At 73.4% G+C, this 19,637-nt stretch carries 17 protein-coding genes and 2 tRNA genes; 8 read left to right on the forward strand and 11 right to left on the reverse strand.

The genetic code is table 11. The features are described 5' to 3' along the window. Nucleotides 1-17: 17 nt before the first annotated feature. Entirely contained in the window at nt 18-542 is a 525-nt protein-coding gene (locus VGI02_RS21105) for a GNAT family N-acetyltransferase (RefSeq protein ID WP_527249135.1), read from the reverse strand. 108 nt (nt 543-650) lie between these two features. After that, nucleotides 651-2,963, reverse strand: a complete 2,313-nt coding sequence (locus VGI02_RS21110; RefSeq protein WP_331630527.1) for a class F sortase — start codon at nt 2,961-2,963, stop codon at nt 651-653. 155 nt (nt 2,964-3,118) lie between these two features. On the opposite strand from VGI02_RS21110, the gene VGI02_RS21115 reads away from it, so the two are divergent. Then, on the forward strand, nt 3,119-4,255 hold the full coding sequence (locus tag VGI02_RS21115) for a CaiB/BaiF CoA transferase family protein (RefSeq protein ID WP_331630529.1): 1,137 nt from the start codon (nt 3,119-3,121) through the stop codon (nt 4,253-4,255). A 23-nt stretch (nt 4,256-4,278) separates the two neighbouring features. Here the strand turns inward: VGI02_RS21115 and VGI02_RS21120 are convergent, their stop codons facing one another. Further along, nucleotides 4,279-4,566 (reverse strand): hypothetical protein, encoded by a 288-nt coding sequence (locus VGI02_RS21120; protein WP_331630531.1) that lies wholly within the window; start codon nt 4,564-4,566, stop codon nt 4,279-4,281. 20 nt (nt 4,567-4,586) lie between these two features. Further along, nucleotides 4,587-6,248 carry a sodium:solute symporter family protein gene (locus VGI02_RS21125; protein WP_331630533.1) on the reverse strand — a complete coding sequence of 554 codons (1,662 nt, stop codon included), beginning with the start codon at nt 6,246-6,248 and terminating at the stop codon, nt 4,587-4,589. A 133-nt stretch (nt 6,249-6,381) separates the two neighbouring features. Here VGI02_RS21125 and VGI02_RS21130 point away from each other — a divergent pair, with 133 nt between their 5' ends. From VGI02_RS21130 to VGI02_RS21150, 5 genes are read left to right on the forward strand one after another with little or no spacing between them, the layout of a single operon-like run. After that, entirely contained in the window at nt 6,382-6,567 is a 186-nt protein-coding gene (locus VGI02_RS21130; RefSeq protein ID WP_331630535.1) for a hypothetical protein, read from the forward strand. Beyond that, the gene (gene galT, locus VGI02_RS21135) at nt 6,564-7,562 is read left to right on the forward strand and encodes a galactose-1-phosphate uridylyltransferase (protein WP_331630537.1); all 999 of its coding nucleotides are present in this window, start codon (nt 6,564-6,566) and stop codon (nt 7,560-7,562) included. Before VGI02_RS21130 ends, galT begins: the two co-directional genes overlap by 4 nt. Further along, entirely contained in the window at nt 7,559-8,686 is a 1,128-nt protein-coding gene (gene galK, locus VGI02_RS21140; RefSeq protein WP_331630539.1) for a galactokinase, read from the forward strand. Before galT ends, galK begins: the two co-directional genes overlap by 4 nt. A 10-nt stretch (nt 8,687-8,696) precedes the next feature. Continuing rightward, nucleotides 8,697-9,722: a LacI family DNA-binding transcriptional regulator gene (locus VGI02_RS21145; RefSeq protein ID WP_331630541.1), complete on the forward strand. Its 1,026-nt coding sequence runs from the start codon at nt 8,697-8,699 to the stop codon at nt 9,720-9,722. Further along, entirely contained in the window at nt 9,719-9,958 is a 240-nt protein-coding gene (locus tag VGI02_RS21150) for a hypothetical protein (RefSeq protein WP_331630543.1), read from the forward strand. Before VGI02_RS21145 ends, VGI02_RS21150 begins: the two co-directional genes overlap by 4 nt. Nucleotides 9,959-9,996: 38 nt before the next feature. Here the strand turns inward: VGI02_RS21150 and VGI02_RS21155 are convergent, their stop codons facing one another. The 4 genes from VGI02_RS21155 to ileS all read right to left on the reverse strand — a co-directional run bounded on the left by VGI02_RS21155 (nt 9,997) and on the right by ileS (nt 16,963). Continuing rightward, nucleotides 9,997-11,925: an HNH endonuclease signature motif containing protein gene (locus tag VGI02_RS21155; protein ID WP_331630545.1), complete on the reverse strand. Its 1,929-nt coding sequence runs from the start codon at nt 11,923-11,925 to the stop codon at nt 9,997-9,999. Nucleotides 11,926-12,084: 159 nt separating this feature from the next. Further along, complete coding sequence (locus VGI02_RS21160; protein ID WP_331630547.1) at nt 12,085-12,804, reverse strand: DUF899 domain-containing protein; 720 nt, start codon at nt 12,802-12,804, stop codon at nt 12,085-12,087. Between the two features lie 59 nt (nt 12,805-12,863). Further along, nucleotides 12,864-13,757: a Vgb family protein gene (locus tag VGI02_RS21165; protein ID WP_331630549.1), complete on the reverse strand. Its 894-nt coding sequence runs from the start codon at nt 13,755-13,757 to the stop codon at nt 12,864-12,866. Further along, nucleotides 13,754-16,963 (reverse strand): isoleucine--tRNA ligase, encoded by a 3,210-nt coding sequence (gene ileS, locus VGI02_RS21170; RefSeq protein WP_331630551.1) that lies wholly within the window; start codon nt 16,961-16,963, stop codon nt 13,754-13,756. Before ileS ends, VGI02_RS21165 begins: the two co-directional genes overlap by 4 nt. A gap of 206 nt (nt 16,964-17,169) precedes the next feature. Here ileS and VGI02_RS21175 point away from each other — a divergent pair. Both VGI02_RS21175 and VGI02_RS21180 read left to right on the forward strand, forming a co-directional pair. Beyond that, nucleotides 17,170-17,241 (forward strand) — tRNA-Gln (locus VGI02_RS21175). A gap of 53 nt (nt 17,242-17,294) precedes the next feature. Beyond that, nucleotides 17,295-17,367: transfer RNA gene (locus VGI02_RS21180), tRNA-Glu, on the forward strand. A 55-nt stretch (nt 17,368-17,422) separates the two neighbouring features. Here VGI02_RS21180 and VGI02_RS21185 read toward each other — a convergent pair. From VGI02_RS21185 to VGI02_RS21195, 3 genes are all read right to left on the reverse strand, one after another. Beyond that, nucleotides 17,423-18,010 carry a dimethylsulfonioproprionate lyase family protein gene (locus VGI02_RS21185; RefSeq protein WP_331630553.1) on the reverse strand — a complete coding sequence of 196 codons (588 nt, stop codon included), beginning with the start codon at nt 18,008-18,010 and terminating at the stop codon, nt 17,423-17,425. Nucleotides 18,011-18,053: 43 nt separating this feature from the next. Beyond that, a complete protein-coding gene (locus VGI02_RS21190) occupies nt 18,054-18,689 on the reverse strand; it encodes an MSMEG_1061 family FMN-dependent PPOX-type flavoprotein (RefSeq protein ID WP_331630555.1) in 636 nt (211 codons plus the stop codon). A 202-nt stretch (nt 18,690-18,891) separates the two neighbouring features. Beyond that, nucleotides 18,892-19,602: an IclR family transcriptional regulator gene (locus VGI02_RS21195; protein WP_331630557.1), complete on the reverse strand. Its 711-nt coding sequence runs from the start codon at nt 19,600-19,602 to the stop codon at nt 18,892-18,894. Nucleotides 19,603-19,637: the final 35 nt, after the last annotated feature.

A 19,637-nucleotide genomic window follows, 5' to 3' on the forward strand; every position in this document is an offset into this window, starting at 1 on the left:
GATCATCCGCCCTGTGATCACGAAGAGTCAACGGACGGTCGATCACCCGGGTTCCCGGGTCCCTCGACGCGTCGCGCCATGATCAACGAGGAGCGCAGGCACCCGTCGCGACGCCGGTAGTGCCGGTCACGCAGCCCCTCGACGGTGAACCCGGCCGCCGCGTAGAGGGCGATCGCGCGGCCGTTGTCGGGCCAGACCTCGAGGTCGACCTTGTGCGCCCCCGTCGCACGGGCGTGGTCGAGCACGCCGTCGAGCAGAGCGCGTCCGCCGCCGCGGCCGCGGGCCTCGGGCAGGAGCATCATGCCCAGCGAGAGCACGCCGCCGACGCGTTCCCGTGCCGTCGCGATGCCGACGGGCCGCTCCTCGTCGCACAGCACCCACGCCCCGCCACGCCCGTCCTGGGTGAGCAGCGTGCGCAGGGCCGCGGCGCGGGCGGCGACGTCGACCGGCGGCTGTGCGCCGATCGTGCCCTCCTCGGCGACGACGGCGGTGATCGCGGCGGTGACCTCGGCGTCCTCGTCCCGGGCCGGGCGGATGTGCACCGGCGCAGCATCCCTCCGGCGAACTCCGCGCGCCCGCCGGGCGCGTGCACATCGCGATCATCGCCGGTCCGGGGCCGAATGCGGTCCCCGGCCAGCTCCGGCGAAGCCTCAGCGCGGCGAGGCGTAGACGACGACGTTGTCCTCGTAGGACCGCGCCGCCCGGTCGAACTGCCCGCCGCAGGTGATCAGACGCAGCGACGGGCCGGCCGTCGGGGCGTAGACCTTGTCGGCGGGGAACGCGTCCTTGTCGACGGTCTCGATCGCGTCCACGGCGAAGTGGGCCACGCCGCCGTCACTGCGTGGCACGTCGATCGCGTCCCCCGGCTTGAGGTCGCGCAGGTGCCAGAAGACGCCCGGCCCGCGCCAGGAGTCGACGTGGCCCACGAGCACCGCGGTCCCCGGGTCGCCGGGGGTCGCGCCGTCCCGGTACCACCCGACGTCGTGGGGGGTCGCCGGTGCCTGGAGTCCACCGGCGCGGTCGAGTCCCAGGGACCCGACGTCGCGGGCGTCGATCCCCGCGGCGGGGACGACGAGGCCGGCCGGACGGGCGGCAGCGATCGGCGCTGCCGGGGCCAGGGGCGCTGGTGCCGTGGCGGCCGGGGCTGCGGGGGCCCGGACGTTCAGGGGTACGAGCGGGCTGGCGGCGAGAGCGGAGGCGGCCTGCGCGGGAGCTGTCGCCGGGCGGGCGGAGAGCGGGACGAGAGGCCTCATCGCCGGCCGCGCCGCGAGGGCGACGAGGGGTGCGGCGGCCTGCTGCGCCAGGCGCGGGGACAGCGGCACGAGCGGGCTGGGCGGGGCGGCGGGTACGGCGTGGACCTGCACCGGAGCGAGCCGGCTCTCCTCGGCGGCCATCCCGCCGAAGCCGGCCGGGACACCCCCGCGCGGGAGCTTGCCCGCCCGCGGTGTGGGGCTGGGGCGTGGGGCGGGCGGCGTCGTCGGAGCGGCCGGAGTACTCGACGGTTGTGCGGGCGCGGACGGTGCCGCGGGAGCGGCCGGAGCGGGCGCGGGTGCCGCGGGGAAGGCCGAGGCGGCGTCGGCGACCGCGGTGACGGCGAGCGCGCCGTGGGCGTCCCGGCCCACGACGACGGTCGCGACCGACGTGCTCGCGACCGGCACCGTCGCGACCGCGGTTTCCCCGTTCGTCGTGCGGACGTCCATCGTCCAGGTCTTGGCGTCGACCTCGGCGTACGAGGATCCGGAGCCGTAGAACAGGCCCTGGGCGAGGGCACCACCGCCGCGGGCGATGACGTCGACCGGACCCACCCCGGCGGCCGCCGACACGATCCGGACGAGCGCCTTCCCGGCGGGCGCGGGCGTGCTGCCGTCGGTGAGCACCTCGGCCTGGGGTGTGGAGTTCGGGCCGACGTCGACGAACGCCGCCGTCTGCGCCGAGCGCGGAGCCACCGCGACGGCGGCAGTGAGCGCGGCCGGGGTCGACGGGTCCGCCCCGGCCGGGCGCGCCTCGAGCGTGTACACGCCGGGCGTCGCGGCGAGGTAGGTGCTCAGGGTCCGGTAGGTGACGTCGGAGGCGACGCGCGTCCGGGGGAGCCCCGGGCCCGCGACGTACATGTCGACCGCGCCCGTCGAGGGCGAGAGGTGGGCGACCCGCAGTACGCCCTGGTCGCCGGTCGGCGGGCCGAAGAGCGGCAGCGACGCGGGGAGTGCGGGGGCCTCGATGACGCCGGCGAGGACGTCGGCGGGCGCGATCAGCGGAGCCGTGGACGCGAGCGGGTTCGTCGGCGTGAGGACGGGGAGGGGCGCGGCCGGCAGCAGGGACACCGGGGGGAGTGAGACTGGCGGGAGCGAGACCGGGGGCAGGGACACCGGCGGCAGCGAGACAGGTGGCAGCCGGACGGGCGGGAGCGAGACCGGCGGGAGCGACACGGCCGGCAGGTGCACCGGGGGCAGGGAGACCGGAGGCACCTGCACGGCCGGGACCTGCACGGCCGGGACCTGCACGGCCGGGAGGTGAACGGGCGGCACCTGGACCGCCGGGAGCTTCAGCGCCGGCACGGTCGGTGCGGACACGGCCGGGGCCTGCGAGGCCGGCCCGCTCCTCGAAGAGACCTTCGGGAGCTCGACGGCGGGCAGCCGGGCCGCGCTCGACCCGGAGTCGTGCGCCCCCACGACTGATCCGGACGACGACCCGGAGTCGGAACCGGAGCCGGAGCCGGAGCCCGACAGCGCACCGCCCAGGTCGAGCGCCGCACCGCCGGAGTCGGACCCGGACGAGCCCGAGGCCCCGGACGAGTCCGAGCCGCCGGAGTCGCCCCCCGACCCGTCGTCGTGGTCCGCCAGGAGGATGTGCCCACCCGCGGCGAGCACGGTCGGCGACCCTCCGGGCGCCGACGTCGCCGCCACCACGAGACCGAGAGCCGAGGTGACCACGACCGCCGTCGCTGCCCGCGTACTGCGTCTCATCCGGGTGCTGCTCCCGTTCGCGTGAGGTCGATCCCGCTGCTCGAGATCCGCCACTCACCGAAGGAACGACGCTCACCCGTTCGCGTGACGCCGTTCAGGCGAGTATCGGAGTGTGACGATCAGCGGACGCCGCGGATGGGAGGCACGATCAGGCCATGACCGACCCTGTCCCCCGGAGGGCGCTGCCGCTGGAGGGCGTCCTCGTCGTGTCCTGCGAGCAGGCGGTCGCCGCACCGCTGGCGACCCGTCACCTCGCCGACCTGGGCGCTCGCGTCGTCAAGGTCGAGCGGCCGGGCCGTGGCGACTTCGCGCGCGACTACGACACCGTCGTGCACGGCCTCTCCAGCCATTTCGTCTGGCTGAACCGGTCGAAGGAGTCGGTGAGCGCCGACCTCAAGGACCCTGATCAGCTGGCCCGGGTCCGTGCGCTGATCGCGCAGGCCGACGTCTTCGTCCAGAACTTCGCACCGGGGGCGGCCGAGCGGCTCGGGCTCGGGGCGGACGAGCTCCGTCGGGACCATGCCGACCTGATCCACTGCAGCATCTCCGGCTACGGCTCGACGGGGCCCTACCGGGACGCCAAGGCCTATGACCTCCTGATCCAGGCCGAGGCCGGTCTGGTCTCGGTGACCGGGACCGAGGAGCACCCGGCCAAGGCCGGCATCCCCGCCGCGGACATCGGCGCGGGCATGTACGCGTTCTCCGGCATCCTCGCCGCGCTCTACGACCGCGAGCGCACCGGTGAGGGCACCGCGTTCGAGGTCAGCCTGTTCGATGCGCTGTCCGAGTGGATGGGCTTCCCGCTGCAGTACGCGGCGGGCAGCGGCCACGCCCCCGTCCGGGCCGGGACGAGCCACCCGGCGATTGCGCCGTACGGGGCGTTCGCGGCGGGCGACGGCGTCGAGGTCGTCTTCGGCATCCAGAATGAGCGGGAGTGGCAGCGCTTCTGCGAGGTGGTGCTCGACGACGTCGACGTCGCCTCGGACCAGCGCTTCGCCACCGGCTCGGCGCGCGTCGAGAACCGCCCCGCGCTGCACGGGGCGATCGACGCGGTGCTCGCCGGACTGACGGGCGACGAGCTCGTCGAGCGGCTCGAGCGGGCGGGCGTCGCGAACGCCCGCCGTCGCACGCTCGACGAGGTGCTCACCCACCCGCAGCACGAACAGCGGGGACGCTTCGTCGAGGTGGACAGCTCCGTCGGGCCCATCCGGACGCTGCTGCCGCCGATCACGTTCGCCGACGGCCGCACGCCGCGGATGGGCCCGGTCCCGGACGTGGGGCCCGAGGTCTGAGCCTCAGCGTTCTTCGGCGGCCGTCACCTATCCTCGTCGACCTCGATGCCGAGCGGTCGCACCCGCGCCCACAGCAGGAAGAGCGCGGACACGACGACGAGGGCGATTCCCGTCCAGAGGTTGATGGCGGTCCCGGCGGCCCGGGCAAGCTGTTCGGGTCCGTCGAGCAGGCCCCGGATCACGAGGATCACCCCGTAGACGCCGAGCAGGGCGCCGATGACGTAGCGCAGGTCGAACAGCCGCTGCATCCGGCTGCCGGTCACGACGGTGTCCTCCGGGGTCTGCGTCCCGGGTTCGACTGGGTTGCTCATGGTTGTCCGGCCTTCCGGGGTCAGGCGAAGAGGATGTTGAGCACGACGGTGAGCGCGAGCGCGATGCCGCCCAGCAGCACGGGCTTGCGCCACCACACCGCCTCGCGGGGCTGGCGCAGCGTCGGGACGACGCCGTCGGCACCGGGCACGCCGTAGACGATCCCGGCGAGCCGTTCGGGCGCCGGCTTCGCGGTGACGAGCGAGACGATCACGGTGACGATGAGGTCGACGAAGAACGCGGCGCCGGCCTGGTAGAAGGTCACCTCGATGTCCGAGCCGAAGGTCAGGACCTTCGCCTGGGCGAGGATGAAGACCAGCGTCCCGGCGGCGACACCCGAGGCGAGGCCGGAGAAGCCACCCCAGCCGGTGGTGCGCTTCCAGAACATGCCCAGGATGAACGTCGCGAAGATCGGGGCGTTGAAGATCCCGAACAGCGACTGCAGGTAGGTCATGATGTTGTTGAAGGACGAGGCGAGCAGCGCGGTCCCGATGGCGATCACGACGCCGGCGACGGTGACCCAGCGCCCCGCCGTCAGGTAGTAGCGGTCGCTGTGGCCCTTGGCGAGATAGGGCTGGATGAGGTCGTAGGTGACCACGGTGTTCAGCGAGCTGACGTTGGCGGCGACGCCGGCCATGAACGACGCGAACAGGCCGGTGATCGCGATGCCGAGGACACCCTCGGGGAGCAGCTGGCCGATCAGAGCGGGGATCGCGTCGTTGTACTCCAGACCGCCGGAGTCGCTGTTGCCGAAGTTCGGGATCGCAATGAGCGCGACGAGGCCGGGGATGATCGTCACCGCGGGGATGAAGAGCTTCGGGAACGCCGCGATCAGCGGGGTGCGCTGGCTCGCCGAGCGGTCCTTGGCGGACAGCGCCCGCTGGATCTCGGCGAAGTTCGTCGTCCAGTAGCCGAACGACAGGATGAAGCCCAGCCCCAGGACGATGCCGATCCAGTTGGCGCCGATGGGGTTGGTGACGTTGCCGACCCCGGTGCCCTGCCAGGCGTGCAGGCCCTGCGGACCCAGCGCCGAGTCGGTGACCCGGCGTGTGAGCTCGCCGAACCCGCCGACGGAGCGGACCGCGACGATCGCGAGCGGGATCAGGCCGGCGAGGATGACGAAGAACTGCAGCACCTCGCCGTAGATGGCCGACCCCAGGCCGCCGAAGCCGATGTAGACGAGGACGACGGCAGCCGACACCACGATGCCCAGGAACTGGGGCCAGCCGAGCAGGGCGTTGAGCACGATCGCGAGGGCGTAGAGGTTGACGCCGGCGATGAGCACGCTCGCGACGGCGAACACCCCGGCGTTGAGCACGTGGGTGCCGTTGCCGAACCGCAGCCGGAGAAACTCCGGCACCGACCGGACCTTCGAGCGGTAGTAGAAGGGCATCATCACGATGCCCAGGAAGACCATCGCCGGGATGGCGCCGATCCAGTAGTAGTGCACCGTCGCGACGCCGTACTGGGCGCCGTTCGCGGCCATACCGATGATCTCGGTCGCGCCCAGGTTGGCGGCGACGAACGCCAGGCCGGTGACCCACGCGGGGAGCGACCGGCCGGCGAGGAGGAAGTCCGCACTCGTCCCGACGGCGCGGCGCGCGACGACGCCGATGCCCAGGACGACGACGAAGTAGAGCGCCAGGAGCGAGTAGTCCAGCCATCCCGGGTTCAGGCGCAGCATCGCGACCCCTTGCAGTGGAGCGGATGTTCCGGGAATGTTCCCGTGAACGTTATCGTAAGGCGGGCCACAGACTGGCGCCCCGGCGCGGCGGGCGTCAAGAGGGCATGAAGCACCGAGGTGGGGAGGGCGATCGATGACGACGCCGGGTGACTCGACGGGCGCGACGTCGCGTCAGGAAAGTCGCGTTCCTGACGCTGAACGTCCGCAACGCGACTTTCCTGACACCGCGGGCGGGCCGGCCACCACCCCCGGCCTCGTCGTCTCCGAGGAGCGCCTCGCCGACGGACGCCGGATCACGTACTACGGGCTCTCCCGGTGAGCGAGCGGCGCTACGACCCGACCCACGACGAGTGGGTCACCTTCGCGACCAACCGCCAGGACCGCACCTACAAGCCCGCGGCCGCCGCCTGCCCGCTGTGCCCCACGCGGCCGGGCGGCCCGGAGACCGAGATCCCCCGCGAGCACTTCGAGGTCGCCGTCTTCGACAACCGCTTCCCGTCACTCACCGCCACGCCGCCCGCCCCCGACATCGCCGGCACCGACCTCGTCCCGGTCGCGCCCGCGTACGGCCACTGCGAGGTCGTCGTGTTCACCGACGACCACGAGGCCACCCTCGCCTCCGTCGGGACGGCACGGGTCCGTGTGCTCGTCGACGCCTGGGCCGACCGCTTCGCGGCGCTCGCCCGGGACCCGGACATCGCCTACGTGCTGCCCTTCGAGAACAAGGGCGAGGCGGTCGGGGTGACGCTGCACCACCCGCACGGCCAGATCTACGCCTACCCCGACGTGCCGCCGCGCCCCTCGCGCGAGCAGCGTGCCGCCGCGAAGCACCGCGGCCGGACCGGGCGCTGCGTGTTCTGCGACGTCGTCGCGCAGGAGACCGGCGGGCCCCGTGTCGTCGTCGAGGGGACGCACTTCCTGGCCGGGGTGCCGCCGTGGGCCCGGTTCCCCTACGAGATCGACATCTGGAGCCGCGACCACGTCGGCACGCTCCCCGAGCTCGACGCCGCGGCCCGCGACGACCTCGCCCGCGTCCTGGCCCGCGTGCTCGCCGGCTACGACGCGTTCTTCGGGTTCCGCACCTCCTACCTGCTCGGCATCCACAGCGCACCCGTGGGCGGCACCGGACCGGAGGCTGACCCGACGTTGGGCCACCTGCACCTGGAGATCTGCCCGCCGCACCGTGGTGAGGGAAAGCTCAAGTACCTGGCAGGCTCCGAGACCTTCGGGGGCGCGTTCCTCACCGACGTCGCCCCCGAGGTGGCCGCGCCGCGTCTGCGGGCGGCGGCGGCCGACGTGGAGGTCCCGGCATGAGCGCGCTCGACGACGTCCGCCGGGCGTTCACCGCCGCCCACGGCCACGAGCCGGACGGGATCTTCTCCGCACCCGGACGGGTCAACCTCATCGGCGAGCACACCGACCACAACGAGGGCCACGTGCTGCCCTTCGCGATCGACCGCCGCACCTGGGTGGCCGTCGCGCGACGCACGGACGGCACCGTCACCGTCTGCTCCTCCGACCCGGGCACCCAGCCGGTCAGCACCACCGTCGGGGCCCTCGACGAGGCCACCGGCTGGGCCGCCTACCCGCTCGGCACCGTGTGGGCGCTGGGCGAGGCCGGGGTCGCGCCGTCCGGTTGGGATCTCGTCGTGCACGGCGAGGTCCCGCTGGGGGCCGGACTCTCGTCGTCGGCGGCGCTGGAGAGTGCCGTCGCACTGGCGGTCGCCGAGTGCAGCGGCGCCGACCTCGACCGCTTCGCCCTGGCCGCAGCCGGGCGGCGGGCGGAGAACGACGTCGTCGGGGCGCCCGTCGGGATCATGGACCAGGCGGCGTCGCTGCTGTGCCGGGAGGGTTCGGCGCTGCTGCTGGACTGCCGCTCGATGGCCACCGAGGACGTCGCCCTCGGCCTCGAGGACGCCGACCTCGGGATCCTCGTCATCGACTCCCGCGTGCGCCACGACCTCGCCGACGGCGGGTACGCGGACCGTCGCGCCGCCTGCGTGGCGGCCGCCGCGGCGCTCGGCGTGCCCGCGCTGCGGGACGCGGACCTCGCCGCGGTCGAGGGGCTGGGTGACGACGTCCTGCGCCGCCGGGCCCGCCACGTGGTGACCGAACAGGCACGGGTGCACGAGGTCGTCGGGTTGCTCCGTGCCGGGCGGCCCGCCGAGGTCGGGCCGGTGCTCTCCGCCTCGCAGGCTTCCCTGCGCGACGACTTCGCCGTGTCGGTCCCCGAGGTGGATGCCCTGGTCACGGCGGCCGAGGACGCCGGCGCCCTCGGAGCCCGCATCGTCGGGGGCGGGTTCGGGGGGTCGGTGCTCGCGCTCGTTCGCCGTGCGTCCCTCGACGACGTCGCCGTCGCCTGCCGCGCCGTGCCCGGCGACCCCGGACCGACGGTGCGCGAGGTCGCACCGGCCCCGGGCGCCCGTCGGGACCTCTAGGGTCACCGGCGTGGGGGACGCGTCCGGAACGGCCGGCGGCTGGGCGCCTCACCCCAGCGTGCGGGTCACGATCGACGACGTGGCCCGGGTCGCCGGGGTGTCGCGCCAGACGGTGTCGCGCGCCATGAACGGCAAGAGCGAGATCAGCGCCGCGACCCGCCACCGCGTCCTCGCGACGATCGAGGAGCTCGACTACCGGCCCTCGGCCTTCGCCCGCGGCATGCGCACCCAGCGCGCGGGCACGCTCGCCCTGATCCTCTCCGACATCGCCAACCCCTTCTTCCCCGCCGTCGCGCGCGGGGTGTTCGACGCGGCCGCCGGGCGCGGGCTCGCCGTCGTCGTGCACAACACCGACGCCGACGCGGATGCGGAACGGGAAGCGACCCGGGCCATCGTCGACTCCGGAGCGGCCGGGGCGATCGGGTTCTTCGAGGCCCTCGACGACGAGTCCCTGGTCGCTCTCGGGCGGCGGCTGCCGCTCGTGGTCGCGGACCGCCGGGCGCCGGGGGAGGGCGTGGCCTCGGTGATCTCCGACTTCGCCGCCGGGACGCGCGCCGCGGTGGAGCACCTCTACGAGGGGGGTCACACCCGACTGGGGATGCTCGACGGGGCCGTGGGCGTCGACCCGGTCCGGCGTCAGACGTTCCTCGCCGTCCTCGCCCAGCGCGGGCATCCGCAGCCGGCGGACCACGTCGTCTCCGGGCCCCCCACCGTCACCGCGGGATCGGCCGCCGTCCGCGAACTGCTCGCCCGTCATCCCGAGGTCACTGCCGTGTTCGCGTTCAACGACCTGCTGGCGATCGGCGCGGTCCGGGCCCTGCGCGAGGCGGGGCGCCGGGTGCCCGACGACGTCGCGGTGGTCGGCTACGACGACATCACCATGGCTGCCCTGCTCGACCCGCCGCTGACGACGGTGCACACCGACAAGTACGAGCTGGGCCGCACCCTGCTCGAGGTGCTCGCCCGGCGCCTCGACGGGCACACCGCCGAGCACCGGCTGCTCTCGCCGCGTCTGGTGGTGCGGGGGAGCGGATGACGGCCGGGGCGCTACCCGGCGGAGGTGAAGACGCCGTCGTCGAGGACCGGGACCGCAGTGCCGAGGTCCAGCTCGGCGGCGATCTCGACGACCTCGCCGACGAGCGCGACCCCGCATGTCTCGCGAGTCTCGCCGCGGCCACCTTCACCGACTCCACGGGGCTGGTGCGGTGCGGGCGCGCGGAGCTCGACCGCGCCGGCGGTCCGCTCGACGAGGGCTACGCCCGCTACGCCTAGCGGCCCGGCGACGGTGGTGCGCGGCGGTTGAGCATGGGCTAGAAGTCCGGGTCGGTGTCATAGCGGCTCGGGGGTTCGTCGGCGACGGCCCGCAATTGCCGTGCGACGTCGCCCGCGGTCGACCGGGCGGCGTCGGTGAGGTAGCCGTGGTGGTTGCGTCGCGGTGCCCAGGGCTCGGCCGGGCGCGGCACGAACGCGTCGGAGGGCACGCTGAATCCACCATCGGCCCGGGCCGGTGATGCCGCGAGGTCGTGCTCGACGGGTGGCTCGACGATATGTCGGGCGCCCTGGGGGCTGATCCACTCGAACCGTCCCGGGGTGGGTTGGGTCACGCTCCAGCCGCTGTCGGCGTCGTGCTTGAGCCGGTGGTGGTATCGACACAGGGCGCCGAGATTGCCCGCGAGGGTCAGCCCGTCGTCCTGCCAGTCGACGGTGTGGTCCAGGTCGGAGCCCATCGCCGGGCGGGTGCAGCCGCGGAAGCGACAGCACCGGTCGCGACCGCGCACGTGGCGATCGAGCTCGGCGCCGGGGTGCCTGCGTCGGGCGTCGTTCGCGGTGACCGCGGGGTGGTCCTCGGGCGCCCGGGCGCGGGCGGCCGCGAGCGCGGCGCGCGCCTGGCGGACGAGGTCGGCCTCGAACCCCAGGTGCTCCACGGGATCGAGCGCGTCGATCATCGCCCTGGTGGCGGTGAGCTCCACGACCTGGCGGCGATGGGGCTCCCCGGGCACGGACCTTTCGCCGGGCGGTCGGACCGTGAGGACCTGGTCGAACTGGCCGCCGGGGTCGTAGATGATCACCCGCCAGGACGCGTCCCGGCGTGCACGAGCGAGCCGGCGGGCGGTGCTCGCGGCGACGACGCCCCAATCGGGGAGCTCGCCGGGCTGTCGATCCCGGCCGAGCAGAGTGGTCAGCCCGAGACGGACCGCCAGGCCGCTCCGGAACGCGAGCGCGCCGGTGTCGCGGGCGCCGGAGTCATCCGGTCCTTCCGCGGGCTCGTCGCCCGCATTCCTGGAGTCGTCCGGGCCCGGCTCGTCCGTCGGGTCCGAGGGGCCGTCGGGAGGTAGGTCGTCGTCGCCCTCGTCGTCATCGGGACCGTCGTCGTCAGGGCCGTCGGGCTCCCCGGGGTGGTCGTCGTCGGGTGGCGCGGAGGCGAGCTCGTCGGTGAGGGTCTCGGCGAGGGTGGCGTCGTCGGCTCCGAGCAGGTCGTGGTGCAGCAGCCGCACGAACACGTGGGACTGCACGGTGCCGACCGTGAGGTCTCGGCCCCGGGCCCGGACGGCCGCGCGCACGGCATCGGCGACCGCGACGATGTGGCCGTGGGCCTCGACCGCCGGCTCGACCGGCAGATCGAGACCCGAGAGCTCGGCGGCACCGGAGGGCGCGATCCTCGCGAGGACCCGGGCACGGGCGATGGCGGCGGCTCGGCGGGCCTCGTCCCAGCCCGGGTCGACGTCCGCGGCGGTCTTCTCGGTGAGGGTCGTGAGCGCGCGGTGCGACAGCTCGGGCGCCTGGCCCAGTACGCGCGCCACGACGAGCCGAGCCTCCGCATCGTCGAGGTCGCGCACCGTGGACGCGATGTTCGAGGCCTTCTGCTCCTCGAGCCATCCCTCGCGCATGGCCTCGCCGATCGCGGGGAGGCGCTCCAGGATGTCGCGGGCGAAGTCGTACTTGGCGGAGGCCATCATGCTCGACCAGCCGAACGCGGCGGCGGCAGCCTGCGGTGCGCGAGGGTCATCGAGGCGCCGCGTGGTGGTTCCTGCCCTGGACCGGCACGCCGAGAGCAACCAGCGGTACTGCTGCCACGCGGCGCGGTTCTTCGCGTGGAACGCCGCGACCATGCCGGCGTGAGCCGTCTCTCCGGCGAACGAGTCCGGATCCGCATCCAGCCCAGCAGCCGATGGCGGGCCGAGCGGGGGTTCCTCGAACTCCCCGCTCAGTCCGCCCGCCGTGGGCAGGAGCGCTGTCATGACTCGAACACTAGTTCGAGGGTCTGACAATCTCGGCGGATTCCCGCGGTCCCCGGACTAGGCCATTTCAGTGAATCCCGGACTCTGCCCGGCCGGCAGGTGAGCCCCTGGATCCGGATGCGATGCCGGGGAGGAGCCCGACGACACCGTCGCCGTTCTTCAGTCGAACACCGGCACCCCGGCGCGCGCGGCCTCGACCCGCCCCTTCGGCTCCTCCCAGTCCTCCTGGCGTCCGAGCGCCGTGAGGTCCAGATAGGCGTAGGAGCCGCCGAACCACTCCTGGCCGCGCGCGTACATCGAGTACGTGTGGAAGACCCGCCCGTCGACGGCCAGGAAGCAGCTCGTCCCCGGCATCTCGTGGGTGGCCTCGGCGCCGTCCCAGGTCGGGTTCTCGCGGAAGTTGTAGGTCATCAGATCACCGGAGGTGTCGACGGTGACGCCGAAGTCGGCGTTGAAGTCCGTCCCGGACGACGAGTACCAGGGGAAGGTCCAGCCCATCCGGTCGCGGTAGTCGGCGATCCGCTCGTAGGGCGCCCGCGACACGAAGACGTGCTCGGTGTCGCGGCTGTGCAGGTGCTCCCGAATGCCCGGCGACCACTCCTGGGCGCCGGCGGAACAGCTCGGGCAGCCGTCGGTCCACTCCGGGTCGAACATGAAGTGGCTGACCACGAGTTGCTGGTGCGGCCCGAAGAGCTCGCGCAGCGACAGCTCGCCGTCGGGACCGGTGAACCGGTAGTCCTCGCTCACCTCGACCATCGGCAGTTCCCGACGACGACGGTTGAGCTCGTCGCGGGCGCGCGTCAGCTCCTTCTCCTGCTCGAGCAGCGCGCGTCGCTCCCGCAGCCAGGTCTCACGGTCGGTGGTCCTCGGCAGACTCATGCGAGCACCGTCGCACGCCACCATCCCATGAAGCAACAGGATGATCCTGAAACCGTACTCTAGATCGAGAGCACCGCGAGGTCGCCGCTGTCGAGGGCGACCCACACCTCGCCGCCGCGCACCAGCAGCCCGTGCGGGTGGTCGCCCGGTGCCAGCACGTCGTGCGGTGTCGCGCTGCCGTCGGGAGCGAGCCCGACCAGCGCGCTGCCGCCCCAGAGGGTGAGCAGGCAGCCGTCGTCGGTCGCGACGACGGCGTGCGGCTTCCCGTCGCGATCGGGGAGGTCGAACTCGACGACGCCGCCCGCGGGATCGAGGCGCCCCGCCCGGCCGGCCAGGATCTCGACGAACCACAGCCCGTCGGGGCGCGCCGTGATGCCGACCGGTCCGCACCCCGGGTCGGGGAGCTCGTGCACGCTGACCGCGCCGCCGACGGCCACCCGGGCGAGCGCCCCGGCGCTGTTGAGGGTGCACCAGAGGGCGCCGTCCGGACCCGTCGTGATCATGGCGGGCATCCCGGGACGCGGCAGCGGGAACAGCGACACCTCCTCGGTGTCCGGGTCGATGCGCCCGACCGACTCCGCCGCGATCGCGGTGAACCACACCGCGCCGTCCGGGCCGACCGTGACGTCGTAGGGCCCGGCGCCGTCCACGACGACGCTGTGTCGCGACCGTCCCGCACCCGCCGGGTCCGAGCAGGGCAGGAGCCGCTCCACCCGGTGGTCGCCGGTGCGGGTGCACCAGAGGCTGCCGTCGGCGGTCACGGCCATCCGGGAGGGACGGCTCTCGGGCGCGCCCAGGTCGACGGTCTCGGCGACCCCGCCGCCGTCGCCGCGGACCCGTACGAGCCGCCCCGAGTACACGAGGGTGGCCCAGACGTCCCCGGCGGCATCGACGGCGAGCGCATACGGCCCGTCGTCGGGCGTACCGACGGGGATCCGCCGGGTGGTGATCATCGGGCGACGCGGGCCCACACGGTGAGGCCGAGATCCTCGGAGCGCTGCGCGGAGAGCTCCGACGGTCCATCGCCCTCGGTCACCGAGGTCGCCAGGACCTCCGTGCCGAGCGTCCCGGCGCCGTCGCGGATCGCGGACGCGGTGTCCTCGCGCGAGGCGGTCCACCACAGGTCGATCCGGTCGGAGACCTGGAAGCCGAGCTGCTTGCGGGCGTCCTGCACGAACCGCAGTACGTCGCGCAGCAGGCCCGCGGCCCGCAGTTCGTCGGTCAGCTCGGTGTCCAGCCCGACCGACAGGCCACCCTCGGAGCGCACCGCCCAACCCTCGCGCGGGGTCTCCGACACGAGGATCTCGTCCCCGGACAGCTCCACGGCGGCGCCGTCGACGGTCACCGTCAGGACTCCGCCCACGGGGGCGTCGGTCGAGGCCTTCACGGCGTCGGCCACCGTCGGGGTCTGCTTGCCGAAGCGCTTGCCCAGCGCGCGGTAGTTCGGCTTCACCTCGATCTCGACGAGGTCCGCCCCGGCGGTCTCCACCGCGGCGACGTTGAGCTCCTCGGCGATCTCGGCGAGCAGCTCGCGCTCCTGGCCGGGACCCCGGAGCGCGGCGGCGGCCAGCTCGGAGAACCCGGGTGCCGAGACCACGGCACGCGACAACGGCTGGCGGGTCCGCACGCCGGAGGCCGCCCGCGTCGCACGACCCAGCTCCACCACTCGGCGGACGACGTCCATCTCCCGCCGCAGCACGTCCTCCCTGCCAGCAGTGGGAGCCACCTCCGGCCACGGCGCGAGATGCACCGAGTCCGGCGTTCCCTCGGGCAGGCCCGTGCCGCCCTCGCCCTGCAGCAGGGTCCAGAGGTAGTCGGTGGCGAAGGGCGTGAACGGCGCCATCAGTCGGCTGACCGTCTCGACGCACTCGTGCAGCGTCGCGAGCGCGGCCGCGTCCCCGTCCCAGAACCGGCGACGCGAGCGGCGGACGTACCAGTTCGACAGGTCGTCGACGAACGCGACGATCGCTCGGCCGGCGCGCGAGGAGTCGAAGTCGTCGAGCGCGGCGGTGACCTCGGTGACGCACGCCCGCAGTTCGCCGAGGGCCCAGCGGTCCATGGCGGGCCGGTCGTCCGGCGCCGGAGCAGTGTCGGTGCCCCCGGCGGAGCTGGGGGACCACCCGGCGGCATTCGCGTAGGTGACCAGGAACGACGCGGTGTTCCAGTAGGTCAGCAGGACCTTCCGGACGATCTCGCGCAGCGTCTCGTGGCCCACGCGCCGGTCGACCCAGGGGGACCCCTGCGCCAGCATCAGCCACCGCACCGCGTCGGCACCATGGGTGGCGAACAGTTCGAACGGGTCGAGGACGTTGCCGAGGTGCTTGGACATCTTGCGGCCGTGCTCGTCGAGCAGCAGGCCCAGGCAGACGACGTTCTCGTACGACGACCGGTCGAACACCAGCGTCCCGACCGCCATCAGCGAGTAGAACCACCCGCGCGTCTGGTCGATCGCCTCGCAGATGTACTGCGCCGGGTAGGCCTGCTCGAAGTCCGCCTCATGATCGTGCGGCGCGCCCCACTGGGCGAACGGCATCGCGCCGGAGTCGTACCAGACGTCGATGACGTCGGGCACCCGCCGCATCGTGCCGCTCCCCGACGGCGCCGGGAACGTCACGTCGTCGACGTAGGGACGGTGCGGGTCGAGTGCGCTGAGGTCCTGGCCCGCGTGGGCCCCGAGCTCGGCCAGCGAGCCCACGACGACGACCTCGTCCGGGTCCGCGTCGTTGCGCCAGACCGGCAGCGGGGTGCCCCAGTAGCGCTTGCGGGAGAGCGCCCAGTCGACGTTGTTCTCCAGCCAGGCCCCGTAGCGCCCGTGCTTGATGTGCGGCGGGTACCAGTTGGTGCGCTCGTTCTCCTCGACGAGGCGGTCACGGACCTCCGTCGTGCGGATGAACCAGCTGGGCAGCGCGTAGTAGATCAGCGGTGTGTGGCAGCGCCAGCAGTGCGGATAGGAGTGCTCGTAGTGCTCGGAGCGGAAGAGCACCCCGCGCTCGCGCAGGTCGGCGACCAGCGTCGGGTCGGCCGCCTTGAAGAACATCCCGCCGATCAGCGGGACGTCGTCGTCGAAGTGGCCGTTCGGCCCGACCGGGTTGACCATCTCGAGGCCCTCGGCCCGGGCGACCTGGTGGTCCTCGGCGCCGAACGCGGGGGCCATGTGCACCAGGCCGGTGCCGGACTCGGTGGTCACGTGGTCGCCGTGCACGACGCGCCACGCGGTGTTCGCGGCGCCCGGGGCGGTGAAGCGCTCGGCGTCGACCAGCTCGAACGGCCGGCGGTAGTGGCTGCCGATCAGCTCGGCGCCGGTCTTCCGGTCGGTGATCTCGGCGCCCTCGCCCAGGGCCTGGCCGACGAGTGCGTCGGCGAGCACCAGATCCGGGCCTTCGGTGCGGGCCACCCGGACGTATTCGACGTCGGAGGCCACCGCCACCGCGGTGTTCGACGGCAGCGTCCACGGTGTCGTCGTCCACACGAGCAGGTCCGCGCCCGCCCAGACGCCGTCGGTCAGCGGGAACCGCACGTAGACCGAGGGGTCGACGGTGTCCTCGTAGCCGAGGGCGACCTCGTGGTCGGAGAGCGGCGTCTCGTCGCGCGGGCAGTACGGGGTGACCCGGTGGTCCTCGACGAGCAGGCCCTTGTCGTGGATCGCCTTGAGCGACCACCACACGCTCTCGACGTAGCGCGGGGCCATCGTCAGGTAGGCCTCGTCGAGGTCCACCCAGTAGCCCATGCGCTCGGTCATCGCGGCGAACGCCGAGACGTTCCGGAGCGCCGATTCGCGGCACGCCGCGTTGAACTCGGCGATGCCGTAGCGCTCGATGTCTCCCTTGCTCGTGAAACCGAGCTCCTTCTCGACGGCGAGCTCGACCGGCAGGCCATGGCAGTCCCACCCGGCGCGGCGCGGGACGTGGTAGCCACGCATCGTCTTGAACCGGGGGAAGAGGTCCTTGAACGCGCGGGCCTCGACGTGGTGGGTGCCCGGTGTGCCGTTGGCCGTCGGCGGGCCCTCGTAGAAGATCCAGGGTTCACCCTGCGCGGTCTGCTCCAGCGACCGGCGGAACACGTCCCGCTTGTCCCAGCGCTCGAGGATCTCCTGCTCGATCGCGGGCAGGTCGACGCTCGCGGGCAGCGGGGCGAAACTCTGCTGGTGGCGCGCACTCACGGGCGTGGCTTCCCTGCTGGTCGGGGACCGGGTGTCAACCGTTCCAGCCTACCGAGCGCCTCCCGGGGCCGGAGCGGGTGCGGTCGCGTGTGGTGACCTGGGCCGAGCCCGACTGTCCGGGGGGCGTCGGACGGGTACGCGGCGATGTTCTACGATGTGAACAGACATCGGGCAGGACTGGTTTCAGTCACGCTCGGTGATCGCCATGGGGTATGGTGTAATTGGCAACACGGCTGGTTCTGGTCCAGTTGTTCTAGGTTCGAGTCCTGGTACCCCAGCTGTGAGCGGCGCTCCGCGGGTCCGGTAAGGTTCCCGGCGCTGTTCCTCCTAGGGCCCCGTCGTCTAGCGGCCTAGGACGCCGCCCTCTCAAGGCGGTAGCGGGGGTTCGAATCCCCTCGGGGCTACATCGACAAGATGCCGAGCGCCGTGGTCCACACCGGACCACGGCGCTTTCGTCTGTCACGAGGAGCCGGCCACGAAGGCCGACGGGGTGGCGACCTCGCCGAACCACAGGTACGCGAGCAGCACCGGTCGGTCGTCGGTGACCATCGCGTGGGGCTGCCACGGCTCGTGGTGGATCAGCTCGCCGGGCGGCTCGTCGACCCAGCCGTCACCGTGGTCCCACCGGATCCCGCCGAGCGGGAGGTAGTACTCCTCGGCCGGGTGGTGGTGGGCGCGGTAGTGGACGCCCGGGCCGAGCAGCACGAGCCCGATGATCACCTCGTCGTCGTCCGACCCGCGCAGCTCGGCGTGGGCGTAGCCCGCGAAGAGGGTCTCGTCCGCCGAATAGCCGGCGGTCCGGGTCCACTCGGCGCGCCCCGCGACCAGCGCCACGGCATCCCGGAGCTGGCCGTCGACCTCGTCCCCGACCCGGGCGACGGCCTCGTCGAGGTGGGCGAGCACGGGGACGTCCGGCGGGGTCGCGGTCAGCAGCGGCGGCCCGCCGAGGCCGGCGAGGGCCATCAGCTCCGCCATCGCCCCGCGACGACCCAGGGCCGCCACGAAGCGGGCGGTCAGGGCGTCGACGGCGGGTCCTGGCGCGGTCACAGGGCCTCATGGGAGTTGCGGCGCACCGGCCGATCCTGGCATCTCAGGGCGGCGTCGCGCGGTAGAGGATCGAGCGGGTGTTCTCCTCCGAGTAGTAGTTCTCCATCTCGGCGAGCGTCATGTCGTCGGTGGTGCGGGTCGCCATCTGCGCGATGGAGGGCAGGTCGTCCTCCGGCCACTTCTCCGGCTCCCACAGCCCGGAGCGCAGGAACGCCTTCGCGCAGTGGGTGAAGACCTCCTCGACGGCGACCTCGAGGACGATGCGCGGGACGTGACCCTTGTGGCGCAGGTCCTCCGCGTACGGCGGGTCCAGCAGGATGCGGGCCGAGCCGTTGACGCGCAGCGTGTCGGTGCGCCGCGGCACCAGGAAGATCAGCCCGACGTGCGGGTTCTCGAGGACGTTGACGAACCCGTCCACCCGGCGGTTCCCCGGTCGGTCGGGGAGCACGACGGTGCGGTCGTCCGGGATGTACACCGAGCCCGCCGGATCGCCCTTGGGGGAGACGTCGAGAGAGCCGTCCGCCCCGGACGTCGCGATCATCTGGAACGGGCTGCGGGCGATGAAGGCCCGGTCGGTGTCGTCGAGGCGGTCGCGCTGCTTCACGACGGCGCGGCGTACCGGTTCCCCGACGACCTCGCGGAGCTGCTCTGCCGTGGTGATCTCTGTCGGCTCGCTCACCACCCGAGCCTAGGTCGCCGGGCAAGGGCATTCCGCGCGGCGAGGGGCACGTCACGCAGGGCGCGAGGCCGCGTGGGCTGCCTGGTGCACCCGTCGTCGAGAGACGTTCTGGTCGCCCGACGACGAGGGGCACACCAGGCTGGTCAGTGTGCCGCTCGGGCTGCCCGGTGTGCTGTTGATCAGCGGAGGAGCAAGGGCGGCTTCAGGTCAGGGCCTTCTCCAGGTCCTTGGCCGCCGCGAGCAGGTCGTTCGCCCAGCGCGAGCCCGGCTTGCGCCCGATGCGGTCGACCGGACCGGACACCGACACCGCCGCGACCACCCCGCCGTCGGGGCCCCGGACCGGCGCGGACACGCTCGCCACCCCGGCCTCGCGCTCCGCGACGCTCTGCGCCCAGCCCCGACGCCGGACCTCGTCGAGCAGCTCGGCCCCGAACACCTCGGCGGGCGAGCGACCGTCGACCAGGAGCGCGTCGGTCTCCGACCACGCGGCGAGCACCTTCGCGCCCGACCCGGCCGTGAGCGGCATGCGCACCCCGACCGGCACCGTGTCCCGCAGGCCGGAGGCCGGCTCGGACGCCGCCACGCAGACCCGGGAGTCGCCCTCGCGCCGGTAGAGCTGGACACTCTCGCCGGTGAGGTCGCGCAGCGTGGGCAGTACCTCCTCGGCGGCGGTGAGCAGCGGATCGTGATGACCGTGCGCCAGCTCCGCGAGCGCAGGCCCGGGCCGCCAGCGTCCGTCGGCGTCGCGCTCGAGCAACCGGTGCACCTCCAGCCCGACGGCGAGCCGGTGCGCGGTGGCGCGGGGGAGCCCGGTGCGCTCGCACAGCTCGCCGAGGCCGCACGGGGCGACCGCCGCGGCCCGCAGCACCCCCACCGCCTTGTCGAGCACGCCGATTCCGCTACTCTGTCCCACGGAACGACACAGTAGTCCCACCCTGTGAGATGGAC

This window comes from Actinomycetospora sp., from assembly GCF_036497245.1.
Taxonomy (GTDB): Bacteria; Actinomycetota; Actinomycetes; order Mycobacteriales; family Pseudonocardiaceae; genus Actinomycetospora.